At 70.8% G+C, this 12,232-nt stretch carries 11 protein-coding genes; 7 read left to right on the forward strand and 4 right to left on the reverse strand.

The annotated features are described in order from the left end of the window. Window positions 1-13: 13 nt before the first annotated feature. From ACH41F_RS19440 to ACH41F_RS19465, 6 genes are all read left to right on the forward strand, one after another. Window positions 14-1,036: a substrate-binding domain-containing protein gene (locus tag ACH41F_RS19440; RefSeq protein WP_391234043.1), complete on the forward strand. Its 1,023-nt coding sequence runs from the start codon at window positions 14-16 to the stop codon at window positions 1,034-1,036. A gap of 180 nt (window positions 1,037-1,216) precedes the next feature. Next, window positions 1,217-2,281: a S1C family serine protease gene (locus ACH41F_RS19445; RefSeq protein ID WP_398836709.1), complete on the forward strand. Its 1,065-nt coding sequence runs from the start codon at window positions 1,217-1,219 to the stop codon at window positions 2,279-2,281. A gap of 25 nt (window positions 2,282-2,306) precedes the next feature. Beyond that, complete coding sequence (locus tag ACH41F_RS19450) at window positions 2,307-2,474, forward strand: hypothetical protein (RefSeq protein ID WP_391234041.1); 168 nt, start codon at window positions 2,307-2,309, stop codon at window positions 2,472-2,474. 84 nt (window positions 2,475-2,558) lie between these two features. Further along, on the forward strand, window positions 2,559-3,296 hold the full coding sequence (locus tag ACH41F_RS19455) for a response regulator (RefSeq protein ID WP_391234040.1): 738 nt from the start codon (window positions 2,559-2,561) through the stop codon (window positions 3,294-3,296). Further along, window positions 3,293-4,726 (forward strand): ATP-binding protein, encoded by a 1,434-nt coding sequence (locus tag ACH41F_RS19460; protein ID WP_391234039.1) that lies wholly within the window; start codon window positions 3,293-3,295, stop codon window positions 4,724-4,726. The genes ACH41F_RS19455 and ACH41F_RS19460 overlap by 4 nt, the downstream gene beginning before the upstream one ends. 105 nt (window positions 4,727-4,831) lie before the next feature. Next, on the forward strand, window positions 4,832-6,898 hold the full coding sequence (locus ACH41F_RS19465; protein ID WP_398836711.1) for a pectinesterase family protein: 2,067 nt from the start codon (window positions 4,832-4,834) through the stop codon (window positions 6,896-6,898). A 43-nt stretch (window positions 6,899-6,941) separates the two neighbouring features. Here the strand turns inward: ACH41F_RS19465 and ACH41F_RS19470 are convergent, their stop codons facing one another. The 4 genes from ACH41F_RS19470 to ACH41F_RS19485 all read right to left on the reverse strand — a co-directional run bounded on the left by ACH41F_RS19470 (window position 6,942) and on the right by ACH41F_RS19485 (window position 11,136). After that, on the reverse strand, window positions 6,942-8,708 hold the full coding sequence (locus ACH41F_RS19470; protein ID WP_391234037.1) for an ABC transporter transmembrane domain-containing protein: 1,767 nt from the start codon (window positions 8,706-8,708) through the stop codon (window positions 6,942-6,944). A gap of 83 nt (window positions 8,709-8,791) precedes the next feature. Beyond that, window positions 8,792-8,926, reverse strand: a complete 135-nt coding sequence (locus tag ACH41F_RS19475) for a hypothetical protein (protein WP_398836713.1) — start codon at window positions 8,924-8,926, stop codon at window positions 8,792-8,794. Between the two features lie 59 nt (window positions 8,927-8,985). Next, window positions 8,986-9,108, reverse strand: a complete 123-nt coding sequence (locus ACH41F_RS19480) for a hypothetical protein (RefSeq protein ID WP_391234035.1) — start codon at window positions 9,106-9,108, stop codon at window positions 8,986-8,988. Between the two features lie 222 nt (window positions 9,109-9,330). Beyond that, window positions 9,331-11,136 carry a 5'-nucleotidase C-terminal domain-containing protein gene (locus ACH41F_RS19485; protein WP_391234034.1) on the reverse strand — a complete coding sequence of 602 codons (1,806 nt, stop codon included), beginning with the start codon at window positions 11,134-11,136 and terminating at the stop codon, window positions 9,331-9,333. 159 nt (window positions 11,137-11,295) lie between these two features. Here ACH41F_RS19485 and mshD point away from each other — a divergent pair, with 159 nt between their 5' ends. After that, the gene (mshD, locus tag ACH41F_RS19490) at window positions 11,296-12,222 is read left to right on the forward strand and encodes a mycothiol synthase (protein WP_391234033.1); all 927 of its coding nucleotides are present in this window, start codon (window positions 11,296-11,298) and stop codon (window positions 12,220-12,222) included. Window positions 12,223-12,232 lie beyond the last annotated feature (10 nt).

A 12,232-nucleotide genomic window follows, 5' to 3' on the forward strand; every position in this document is an offset into this window, starting at 1 on the left:
GTAGACTCCGCGCGTGGCCAAGGTAACCAGGGATGACGTGGCGCGACTGGCGGGGACGTCCACGGCCGTCGTCAGCTATGTCATCAACAACGGACCCCGGCCGGTCGCCCCGGCCACGCGCGAGCGTGTCCTCGCCGCGATCAAGGAACTGGGCTATCGCCCCGACCGGGTCGCCCAGGCCATGGCGTCCCGCCGCACCGATCTCATAGGCCTGATCATCCCCGACGCCCGTCAGCCGTTCTTCGGCGAGATGGCGCACGCGGTCGAACAGGCCGCCTCCGAGCGCGGCAAGATGGTGCTGGTCGGCAACACCGACTACGTCGGCGAGCGCGAGGTCCACTATCTGCGGGCGTTCCTCGGGATGCGGGTCTCCGGCCTGATCCTGGTCTCCCACGCGCTGAACGACCTGGCCGCCGCCGAGATCGAGGCCTGGGACGCCCGGGTCGTCCTCCTCCACGAACGCCCCGAGGCCATCGACGACGTCGCCGTCGTCACGGACGACCTCGGCGGCGCCGAACTCGCCGTCCGCCATCTGCTGGACCACGGCCACCCCTACGTCGCCTGCATGGGCGGCACCGCCGACACGCCCTCCGTCGGCGACCCGGTCTCCGACCACGTCGAGGGCTGGCGGCGGGTGATGGACGAGGCGGGGATCTCCACCGAGGGGCGGCTGTTCGAGGCGCCGTACAACCGCTATGACGCGTACCAGGTGGCGCTGGGGGTGCTGTCGGGCCCGGAGCGTCCGCCCGCGATCTTCTGCTCCACCGACGACCAGGCGATCGGCGTGCTGCGCGCGGCGCGCGAGCTGCGGATCGACGTGCCGGGCGAGCTGGCGGTGATCGGGTTCGACGACATCAAGGAAGCGCCGCTCGCGGACCCGCCGATGACAACGATCGCATCGGACCGGCCGGCGATGGCGCGGGCGGCGGTGGATCTCGTCCTGGACGACGGTCTGCGCGTGGCGGGTTCGCGCCGCGAGCGCCTGAAGGTGTTCCCGTCGAGGCTTGTCGTCCGGCGCTCCTGCGGCTGCGCGTAGGTCCGGCTGCCGTTCCTCCGCGAGGGGCCCGTGGCCGGTCGCGCGTGGGCCTTCATGAGGCCCGTCTGAGAAGGTCCCGCTCGCCCCCTGGTGCGGCTTTACATCGGGCGAACGAGGTTCTCGCGGCGTTCTCAGGGAGCACTCAGCAAGCTCTCATGGTCGGGCGACAAGCTCGTTGTCATGACCGAGAGCTTCCGCCGCGACGGCGAGTACGAGCAGCAGTACGCGAACCCCCACCAGGGCGCCCAGCAGCACGCCTCCGCCTCCCCCGTGAACCCGGAGTGGCCGCCCCCGCCGGCGCAGCCCCCCGGCGACGGCGGCGGTACGGCCCTCCTGACCGCGCCCCCCGCCGCACCGGAGCCGCGGAAGAAGCGCACCCGGGGTCCGATCGCCCTCCTGGCGGCCGTGGCGATCGTCGCCGCCGCGATCGGCGGCGGTACGGCGTACGGCATCCAGGAACTCACCGGCAACGACACGGTCGCCTCCAGCAGCACCAGCACCACCGTCGTGCCGTCCGCCGACAAGGGCACGGTCTCCGGGGTCGCGAAGGCGGTCAGCCCGAGCATCGTCGAGATCAACGCGACGCTCGGCAACGGCTCGTCCACCGGCTCCGGCGTGATCATCACCGGTGACGGCGAGATCATCACCAACAACCACGTCATCTCCGGCGCCACCTCGATCAAGGTCTCCACGAGCGACGGCAAGGAGTACACGGCCAAGGTCGTCGGTACCGACAGCGCCAAGGACCTCGCCCTGATCAAGCTGGAGAACGCCTCCGGCCTCACCCCCGCGACGCTCGGCAACTCCGACGGCGTCCAGGTCGGCGACCAGGTCGTCGCGATCGGCTCCCCCGAGGGCCTCACCGGCACCGTCACCAGCGGCATCGTCTCCGCGCTCAACCGGGACGTGACCGTCTCGACCGACGAGGGCGGGCAACAGCAGCAGCAGGGCGGCAACGGGCAGTGGCCGTTCGAGTTCGGCGGTCAGCAGTTCAACGGCGACACCGGCTCGTCCACGACGACGTACAAGGCGCTCCAGACCGACGCCTCCCTGAACCCCGGGAACTCCGGCGGCGCGCTGATCGACATGAACGGCAACATCATCGGCATCAACTCGGCGATGTACTCGGCCGCCGCGGACTCCTCCTCGTCCGACACCGGCAGCGTGGGCCTCGGCTTCGCCATCCCGATCAACACCGTCAAGGCCGACCTCGCCGAGTTGCGGGCCGGCGGCAGCGACAACTGACCCTCACCGGACCCGGGAGCACGTCATGATCAAGCAGGTTTCCCACACCGTGGCCGGCCACGACCCGGCCGGCACCGCCCTGGCACTGGACGTGGCGTACGAGCTGAACGCGCCGACCGTCGCCGTGCGGGCACCCGAGGTCGCCGCCCCGACCACCGGCCGGAGGGCCCGCCGGAGCAGGGTCCGCGCCTGACCCTGCCTGCCTTGGCCCGACAGCCCGCAACCATGCGAGGCTGAGAGCACCCCGTCCCACCGCACCCCCGAGGAACCACGAGCGATGAGCCCCGCCGACGGCGACCGTGACCCCCAGCGCATCCTGATCGTCGACGACGAGCCGGCCGTGCGGGAAGCACTCCAGCGCAGCCTCGCCTTCGAGGGGTACGACACCGAGGTGGCGGTCGACGGCGCGGACGCGCTGGAGAAGACGACGGCCTACCAGCCGGACCTGGTGGTCCTCGACATCCAGATGCCGCGCATGGACGGGCTGACCGCCGCGCGCCGGATGCGGGGCGCGGGCACGACCACGCCGATCCTGATGCTCACGGCCCGGGACACGGTGGGTGACCGGGTGACGGGACTGGACGCCGGCGCCGACGACTACCTGGTCAAGCCGTTCGAACTGGACGAACTGTTCGCGCGGGTCCGTGCGTTGCTGCGGCGCAGCTCCTACGCGGCGGCCGCGAGCGCGGGCGCGGTGCCCGAGGACGAGGCGCTGATCTTCGCGGATCTGCGGATGGACCTGGCCACGCGGGAGGTGACGCGGGCGGGGCGGTCGGTGGAGCTGACCCGTACCGAGTTCACGCTGCTGGAGATGTTCCTGGCGCATCCGCGTCAGGTGCTGACCCGGGAGCAGATCCTGAAGGCGGTGTGGGGCTTCGACTTCGAGCCGTCGTCGAACTCGCTGGACGTGTACGTGATGTACCTGCGGCGCAAGACGGAGGCGGGCGGCGAGCCGCGGCTCGTGCACACCGTGCGGGGCGTGGGATACGTGTTGCGGCAGGGCGGGGCGGAGTGAACAGGGTGGTGCGCCGGTTCCGCGCGCTTCCCATCCGGGCGCGGTTGTCGCTGCTGGTCGCCGCAGCGGTGGCGTTCGCGGTGGCGGCGGTCTCGGTGACGTGCTGGTTCATCGTGCAGGGCAAGCTGTACCAGCAGGTCAACGACGAGCTGGAGCAGATGGCGCGCCGGCCCGGCACGGTCAACACGCTCCTTCAGAAGTGCACGCAGTCCCCCCAGGGGAACACCCAGCTGTTCCCCGGTCGCAACGACTACGTCCAGGCGATCAAGGAGACCGGCTCGCCCTGCGTCGCCCCGGACTCCCCGGCCACCATCGAGGTCACCGACTCCGACAAGGAAGTGATCAAGGAGGCGAAAACCCTCCAGGGCGGCTTCCGTGACGGCACCGACGAGGAGGGCAACGCCGTACGGGTGCTGACCCTGTACCTGGGGGTCGACCAGAACGACTCTCAGGGCGTCGCCGTGCAGCTCGCCGTCCCCCTCAAGGCCACCCGGTCCACCCTCAACGAGCTCGCCCTCATCCTTCTCCTCGTCTCCGGCGTCGGAGTGCTCGGGGCCGGTGCCGCCGGTCTCGCGGTGGCCCGCGCCGGTCTCCGTCCCGTCGACAAGCTGACCGAGGCCGTCGAGCACGTGGCCAGGACCGAGGACCTGAACGTCCGCATCCCGGTGGAGGACGGCGCCGAGGACGAAGTGGCCCGGCTCTCCCGGTCGTTCAACTCCATGACCTCCTCCCTGGCCAGCTCCCGCGACCTTCAGCAGCAGCTGATCGCGGACGCCGGGCACGAGTTGCGCACCCCCCTCACCTCCCTGCGCACCAACATCGAGCTCCTCACCCGCAGCGAGGAGACGGGACGGCCCCTCCCCGAGGCCGACCGCAAGGCGCTCCTGGCGTCGGTGAAGGCACAGATGACGGAACTGGCGTCGCTGATCGGTGACTTGCAGGAGCTGTCCCGGTCCGAGGGCCAGCGCGGTGAGCGGGTCCAGGTGGTCTCGCTGGAGGACACCGTGGAAGCGGCGCTGCGTCGCGCGCGGCTGCGGGGGCCCGAGCTGACCATCGACGCCGACCTCCAGCCCTGGTACGTCCGCGCGGAGCCCGCCGCGTTGGAGCGCGCGGTCGTCAACGTGCTGGACAACGCGGTGAAGTTCAGCCCCGAGGGCGCCGCGGTCGAGGTGCGGCTCGCCGGCGGTGTGCTCACCGTCCGCGACCACGGGCCCGGCGTCGCCGAGGACGAACTCCCGTACGTCTTCGACCGGTTCTGGCGTTCCCCGAGCGCCCGCGCCCTGCCGGGCTCGGGCCTGGGCCTGTCGATCGTCGCGCGCACGGTGGAGCAGGCGGGCGGCACGGTGACGCTGACCCGCGCGGACGGCGGCGGCACGGTGGCGACCGTACGGCTGCCGGGGGCGCCCACACCACCCCCGGAGACTCCGTAGGAAGGTCCCGCGGCGGTGCGGGCGCCCCCGGCAACCTTTTCCCCGGCGGCTCCGACAGTCAGGTGACGTGCAGCCCTCCCCACCTGACCTGATCGGAAGCAGCCCGTGACTGAACCCCGCAGCAGGGCCCCTCGGCACCGCAGGCGCAACACCGCGCTGGTGGCCGGTGTCCCCCTGGCCCTGATCTCAGCCGGCGTGCTCGCCTACGGCCCGCTCTTCGGTGACGACGCCCTGTCCAAGGCGTCCGCCGCGACCCCCGCCGCCCCCGCCTGGGCGACCGCCACCGCCGACGGCTTCGCCTCCGTCGACGCCCTCGGCCAGAACGGCACGTACGGCGGCCGGGGCGGACAGATCGTCACCGTCACCACCCTCGCCGACCTCGAGAGGTACGCGACCGCCGCCGAGCCCTACGTCATCGTCGTCGCCGGGACGATCACCATGAACCCGGTCGGCAAGGAGATCAAGGTCCACAGCGACAAGACCATCGTCGGGTCCGGGACCTCCGGGCACATCGTGGGCGGCGGCTTCTTCCTCGGGGCCGGTGTCCACAACGTGATCATCCGGAACCTGACCATCAGGGACGCCTACCAGGGCATCTGGAACGACAAGGACCACGACTTCGACGCCATCCAGATGGACGGCGCCCACCACGTCTGGATCGACCACAACGACCTGCGGCACATGGCCGACGGGCTCATCGACGTCCGCAAGGACAGCACCTATGTGACGGTGTCCTGGAACAAGCTCGGCCAGGACAACAAGGCCTTCGGCATCGGGTGGACCGAGAACGTCGTCACCGACATCACCATCCACCACAACTGGATACGCGAGACCGAGCAGCGCAACCCCTCCACCGACAACGCCGCCCACGCGCACCTCTACAACAACTTCCTGGAGGACGTGGCCGGCACCGACATCAAGTCGTCGTACGGGAACTACTCGCGCGGCGCCACCAGGATGGTGCTGGAGAACTCCTACTTCCAGGGCGTCAACAACCCCGTCATCAAGGACGCCACCGCGACCCTCGTGCAGAAGGGCAACACCTTCGTCGGCACGAGCGGGCGCAACGAGAGCGGGGGCAGCGCCTTCGACCCGAAGAGCTTCTACCCGTACACCCTCGACGCGACGGCCGACGTGCCCGCGCTGCTCAAGTCCGGTGCCGGGCCGCGGGGTTCGATCGGTTCGACGGCGCGCACCACCGCCGCGGCCGCCGCCACGACCCTCACCGTCGCCAAGGACGGCAGCGGGCAGTACACCACCGTGCAGGCCGCGGTGAACGCCGTGCCCGCGAACAACCCCTCGCGCGTGGTCATCAACGTCAAGCCGGGGACGTACCGCGAGCTGGTGAAGGTCCCCGCCAACAAGCCGCACGTCACCATCCAGGGCACGGGGGCCGGCCGGGGCGACACGGTGATCGTCTACAACAACGCCTCCGGCACCCCGAAGCCGGACGGGTCGGGCACCTACGGGACGGGCGGCAGCGCCAGCGTCGCCGTGGAGGCCGACGACTTCCAGGCGCGCAACCTGACGATCTCCAACGACTTCGACGAGAAGGCCAACCAGAGCCTCAGCGGACACCAGGCGGTCGCCCTGCGGACCGCCGCCGACAAGGTGTTCCTCGACGGGGTCATCGTCACCGGCGACCAGGACACGCTGCTCGTGGACACCGCGGCCAAGGACCGGCTGGGCCGGGTCTACATGCGGAACTCCTACGTCGTCGGCAACGTCGACTTCATCTTCGGCCGCGCCACCGCCGTGATCGACAAGTCCGTCATCACGCTGAAGAAGCGCTGGGACGGCAGCTCGGCCGGCTATGTCACCGCGCCCAGCACCGCCGCGAACCGCAAGGGCATCCTGATCGCCAACTCGGCGGTCAACGGTGACGTGTCCGCCGCGAGCTTCTACCTGGGCCGCCCCTGGCACGCCGGCGGCGACGCGACCCTCGACCCGCAGACCACGGTCCGCAACACCACGCTCAGCGCGGCGATCAAGTCCACCCCGTGGACCGACATGAGCGGGTTCTCCTGGAAGGACGACCGGTTCGCCGAGTACAAGAACACCGGCGCCGGTTCCGGAACGGCGAGCGGCAACCGGCCCATGCTGACCGACTCCCAGGCCGCCTCCCAGGAGGTCGCGGACTGGCTCGGCGACTGGACCCCGACCGCCTCCTGACCGGGGCGCGGCCGACGGGCCCGCGTTGCCCGGTGGGGTCGGGCTACACGCTCAGGAGTCCGGTGGGGTCCCCGGCCGGGAGGGTGTGGGCGGCGGCCAGCCGTGCGTAGGTGCCGCCGAGCGCGATGAGTTCGTCGTGGGTGCCGGTCTCCACCAGGCGTCCGCCGTCCACGACGAGCACGCGGTCGGCGTCCGGGGCGAGGCTCAGATCATGGGTGATCATGATCGTCGTACGGCCGGACATCAGACGGCGCAGCGGGCGCACGATGCGGCGGGCGGCCACCGCGTCGAGGCCCGCGGTGGGTTCGTCGAGGATCAGCACGGGTGCGGCGCGCAGCATCGCGCGGGCGATCGCGATCCGCTTGAGCTGGCCGCCGGAGAGGGCGGCGGTACCGGGGGCGATGACGGTGTCGTAGCCCTCGGGCAGCTCGGCGACGAACTCGTGCGCGGCGGCCGCCCGCGCGGCGCGCTCGATGTCCTCCTCGCTCGCGCCGGGCCGCCCGCACGCGATGTTCTCGCGGATCGTGCCGTGCAGCACGAGCGTCTCCTGCGGGAGCAGCGCCACGTTCTCGCGCAGGAACTCCAGCGGTACGTCCGTCAGGGGCACGCCGTCCAGGCAGAGCACGCCGGTTGCGGGGTCGTAGAAGCGGAGCAGCAGTTTGGCGAGGGTGGACTTGCCGGCGCCGCTCGGGCCGGTGACGACGACAAGTTCGCCGGGGGCGGCCCGGAGGGTGACGTCGGTCAGGGAGTCCCTGGTGGCGCCCGGGTAGCGGAAGCCGGCGCCATGGACGCTGACCCAGCCGCGCACCGGCCACGGGCGGACGGGGTCGGCGGGGTCGGTGACGGCCGGTTCGGCGTCGAGGATCTCGTTCAGGCGCTGGGCGCCCGCGGTCGCGGCGGTGAGGGTGAGGCCGAGCCGGCCGAGGTCGCGGACCGGTGGATAGAGGTAGCCGATGAACGCGGCGAACGCGAGGAGCCGGCCGAGGGTCATGCGGTCGGCGGAGATCTCCCAGACGCCGAGTCCGATGACGGCGAGCACGCAGAGCGTCTCGACGACCTCGACGAACTGCTCGTACATCTCGCTCAGCCGGGCCCCGCGCACCGACGCGCGCATCCACGCCCGGGCCTCGCGGTCGAGCCGCTTCTCCTCGTCGGCGCGGCGGTTGTAGGCCTGGGTGAGGACGACGTTGCCGAGGGACTCCTCGACCACCGAGGTGATCGCGCCGTCGGCGACCCGCTCGTCCTGGGCGGTGCTCTTGATCCGGCCGGCGAAACGGCGGGCGGCCAGCAGGAACACGGGCGCGAGGACGAACGTGGCGAGGGCCAGGTCCCAGCGCAGGTAGAGGGCCGCGCAGGAGTAGAAGACGGTGGAGAACACGGCGGCGACGGTGCCGACGACCCCGGAGACCACCATCTGCTCGATGGCCTCGACGTCCCCGGTGAGCCGCTCGACCAGGTCGCCCTGGCGGTGCCGGTGGAAGAAGTGCGGGGGCAGTCCCTGGACGTGCCGGAACACCGTGGCCCGCAGGCGCAGGACGAATCTCTCCGCGGTCCAGGTGGCCAGCGAGTTGCCGAGGTAGCCGACCAGCGCGCCGAGCGCGGCGACGGCCAGCCAGGCACCGGCCGGACCCCAGAACGCGGCGAGCGAACCGGCCTTCAGCGCGGTGTCGGTCAGCTGCGCGAACAGCAGGATCGAGGCGGTCTCGGTGAGCGCGGACACCACCACGCACGCGACGATCGCCACCAGCCACCCGCGGTCACCGCGGGTCAGCGGCCAGAAGCGGCGGAAGGCCTCGCGGACTTCCCTCATGGTTGCTCCCTCGAAGTACGGGCGGACATGCCCGAGGCGGGGCCACCGAGTCCCTGTCGGTGGCCCCGCCTCGCGGTTCGGCGTCAGCAGCCCTTGCGGGACACCGGACGGGGCTTCGCGGCCTTCTTCGGCGCGGCCTTCTGCTGCCGGCCGTTCGGCGCCGGGGCGGCAGGCTTGGTGTTCTTCTTGGCGACGGGGAAAATCTTGTGGAAGCTCATGGGAATTACCTTTCCGGTGATCAGGTGCAGGCTGTGCGGGCCGTTGCGCGGGGCTTGTTTCAGTTCTTATGGGAGACCGGGCGCCGACGCGGAGTCACCTTCTTCACCTGGGCCTTCTTCTTGGGGGCCGGGGCGGGCTTGGGAGCCTTCTTGGCGACGGGGGCGACCTTGTGGAAGCTCATTTCCTTCTCCTTCGTGCTGTTCCGGTGTCGTTCGCTTTCGACATGGAAAACACTACGGGACCGCAAACCCGGAAAAGACCAATTCCGCTTAGACCTCGATGAATTGCAGCTGAGACCATTTTTCAGGTGCCAGCCGGAACCAATTCGGGCCTCACACAGCTTTTAATACGCGAGAAGGCGGCCGCGTCGGGTGACGCGGCCGCCTTCTCGGTGAGGTGTGTGCTACTTGACGATCGTGATCCGGTTCGCCGCCGGGGGCGCGATCGGGCTGGTGGCCGAGGAGTTGGCCAGCAGGTACTGCTCGAGCGCCGCCAGGTCGTCCGTGCCGACGACGTCGTTGGTGCCCTGTCCCAGCGTGGTGATGCCGTCGCCGCCGCCCGCGAGGAAGCTGTTGGTCGCGACGCGGTAGGTGGCCGCCGGGTCGATGGCCGCGCCGTTGAGCCGGACGGAGTCGGCGACGATCCGCTCGGCGCCGGTCTTCGTCAGGTCCAGCGTGTACGTCAGACCGGACGACGGCTGGAGGATCTTCGGCGAGGCCGCGTTCGCCCCGCTCACCTGCTCCTTCAGGACCTGGAGCAGCTGGGCGCCGGTGAAGTCCTGGAGGTTCACGGTGTTGGAGAACGGCTGCACGGTGAAGCCCTCGGCGTAGGTCACCACACCGTCGCCCTCGGTGCCCTTGGCCGCGTAGGTGAGGCCCGCGCGCACGCCGCCCGGGTTCATCAGCGCGAGGTCGGTCTCCGGGTCGAGCTGCTTGCCGTAGACGAGCTGCGCGTCGGCGATCAGGTCACCCATCGGGGACTCGGTGCCGGTGCTCGGGATGTCGGCGGAGATGTAGCCGATCGCCCGGTTGCCGATGGGGGCCGCGAGGGTGCTCCACCTACTGATCAGCTCGGTCATGTCCGGCGCCTTGGCGACGGTCCGGGTGACCACGTGGTTCGCGGACTTCACGGCCGTACGGGCGATGTCACCCGTCCAACGGTCGTACGTGAGCGTGGTGTCCGTGTACAGGCGGCCGAAGGACGCGGCCGAGGTGACCGTGCGCGGGTTGCCCGCCGGGTCGTTGATGGTGCACGCGTAGGCCGCGTGGGTGTGTCCCGTCACCAGCGCGTCGACCTGCGGGGTGACGTTCTTGGCGATGTCCACGATCGGGCCGGAGATGCCGTCGCCCGCGCCCGGGGCGTCGCAGTCGTAGTTGTAGGACCCGGAGGCCGGGGCCCCGCCCTCGTGGATGAGGGCCACGATCGACTTCACGCCCTGGCGCTGGAGCTCCTTGGCGTACTTGTTGATCGTCTCGACCTCGTCCTTGAACTTCAGGCCCTTGACGCCCTCGGCGGAGACGACGCCCGGGGTGTCCTCCAGGGTCACGCCGATGAAGCCGACCTTGACGTCCTTCTTCTTCCACACCCAGTAGGGCTTGAGGATCGGCCTGCCGGTCTTCTCGTTCAGCACGTTGGCCGCGAGGTAGGGGAAGTCCGCGCCCTCGAACTCCTCGTCCGTGTAGCAGCCGGCGGTCGGGTGACAGCCGCCCTTCTGCAGACGGGCCAGTTCCCTGGCGCCCTCGTCGAACTCGTGGTTGCCCACCGACGTGACGTCCAGGTCCAGCTTGTTGAGCGCCTCGATGGTCGGCTCGTCGTGGAACAGGCCCGAGATCAGCGGGGACGCGCCGACCATGTCACCACCGGCGGCGGTGATGGAGTACTTGTTGCCCGCACGCGCCTCCCGCAGGTGCGTGGCGAGGTACTCGACACCACCGGCGTCGATCGTCTTGGTCGTGCCGTCCGCCTGGAGCTCGGTGACGCGGCCGGAGGAACCCGACGGCGGCTCCAGGTTGCCGTGCAGGTCGTTGAAGGACAGCAGCTGCACGTCCTGGTAGCGACCGGGCCCGGGATGACGGGAGGTGTGCGTCTCGCCCGCGGCGGCCGTCGAGGGCATCGCGGCGGCGAGCGCTCCGACGGTCACGAGACCGGCGGTCGCGGCAAGGAGACGGACGGTCCGTCTGCGGCGGTGCGGCTGGGATATGGCTGGCATGCGCCCCCCTGTGGGATGTCTGGAAACACGTGGGCCCCGTCCGGCGCAGCCTAAAGTCAACGCGCGTAGCGCGACAGGGGTTTCCCGGTTACATCCTGGTTTCCCTTTGCCCCTGCCTTTGCCGCCACTTTGCGGGCGCTCCCCCGTACCCTCGTACGCATGACCAGCGACGACACCGCACGCCGTGGCACCTCCCGCTCGATCGACACCTATCCGGCACTCACCCCGGACCGCACCGAAGCGGTGCTGGCGCTCCTCGCGGAGGCCGCGCACGAGGACGGCCGGCAGGCGGTGTCGGAGCAGGGACGGCTCCAGCTGCGCGGCGGCGCCCGCGAGGGCGTCTCCCATCTGCTGCTGTCCGTCGACGACGAACTCGTCGGCTACGCCCAGCTGGAGGACACCGACCCGGTGGAGGCACCGGCCGCGGAACTGGTCGTGCACCCCGCCCACCGCGGCCACGGTCATGGCCGGGCGCTGGGCGCCGCCCTCCTCGCCGCCTCCGGCAAGCGGCTGCGGGTGTGGGCCCACGGCGGCCACTCCGCGGCCCGGCACCTCGCCCAGGTCCTCGGGCTGACGCTCTTTCGCGAGCTGCGCCAGATGCGGCGCCCGCTCACCGGCCTCGAACTGCCCGACCCGGTGCTCCCCGACGGCGTGACCGTCCGCGCCTTCGTCCCCGGTCAGGACGACGCCGACTGGCTCGCGGTCAACGCCGCCGCCTTCGCCCACCACCCCGAGCAGGGCTCCCTGGTCCAGCGCGACCTCGACGCCCGCATGGGCGAGCCCTGGTTCGACCCGGCCGGCTTCTTCCTCGCCTTCCGCGGCGCCGAACTGATCGGCTTCCACTGGACCAAGGTCCACGCGGAGGAGCGGCTGGGCGAGGTGTACGTCCTGGGCGTGAAGCCGGGCGCGCAGGGCGGCGGCCTCGGCAAGTCCCTCACCACGATCGGCCTGCGGCACCTCGCGGCACAGGGACTGCCGACGGCGATGCTGTACGTCGACGCGGACAACACCGCGGCGGTGTCGGTGTACGAACGGCTGGGGTTCGCGACGTACGAGACGGATCTGATGTATCGGACGGAGACGTGAGGCTGGGGCG

Origin of the sequence: Streptomyces sp. NPDC020489, assembly GCF_044386545.1 — a bacterium.
Classification (GTDB): domain Bacteria; phylum Actinomycetota; class Actinomycetes; order Streptomycetales; family Streptomycetaceae; genus Streptomyces.

Bases quoted from the DNA above. Each gene is read 5' to 3' on its own strand.
- ACH41F_RS19480 (WP_391234035.1), bottom strand. From the start codon at position 9,108: ATGAGCTTCCACAAGGTCGCCCCCGTCGCCAAGAAGGCTCCCAAGCCC.
- ACH41F_RS19445 (WP_398836709.1), top strand. From the start codon at position 1,217: ATGACCGAGAGCTTCCGCCGCGACGGCGAGTACGAGCAGCAGTACGCG.
- mshD (WP_391234033.1), top strand. From the start codon at position 11,296: ATGACCAGCGACGACACCGCACGCCGTGGCACCTCCCGCTCGATCGAC.
- ACH41F_RS19450 (WP_391234041.1), top strand. From the start codon at position 2,307: ATGATCAAGCAGGTTTCCCACACCGTGGCCGGCCACGACCCGGCCGGC.
- ACH41F_RS19455 (WP_391234040.1), top strand. From the start codon at position 2,559: ATGAGCCCCGCCGACGGCGACCGTGACCCCCAGCGCATCCTGATCGTC.
- ACH41F_RS19470 (WP_391234037.1), bottom strand. From the start codon at position 8,708: ATGAGGGAAGTCCGCGAGGCCTTCCGCCGCTTCTGGCCGCTGACCCGC.
- ACH41F_RS19485 (WP_391234034.1), bottom strand. From the start codon at position 11,136: ATGCCAGCCATATCCCAGCCGCACCGCCGCAGACGGACCGTCCGTCTC.
- ACH41F_RS19475 (WP_398836713.1), bottom strand. From the start codon at position 8,926: ATGAGCTTCCACAAGATTTTCCCCGTCGCCAAGAAGAACACCAAGCCT.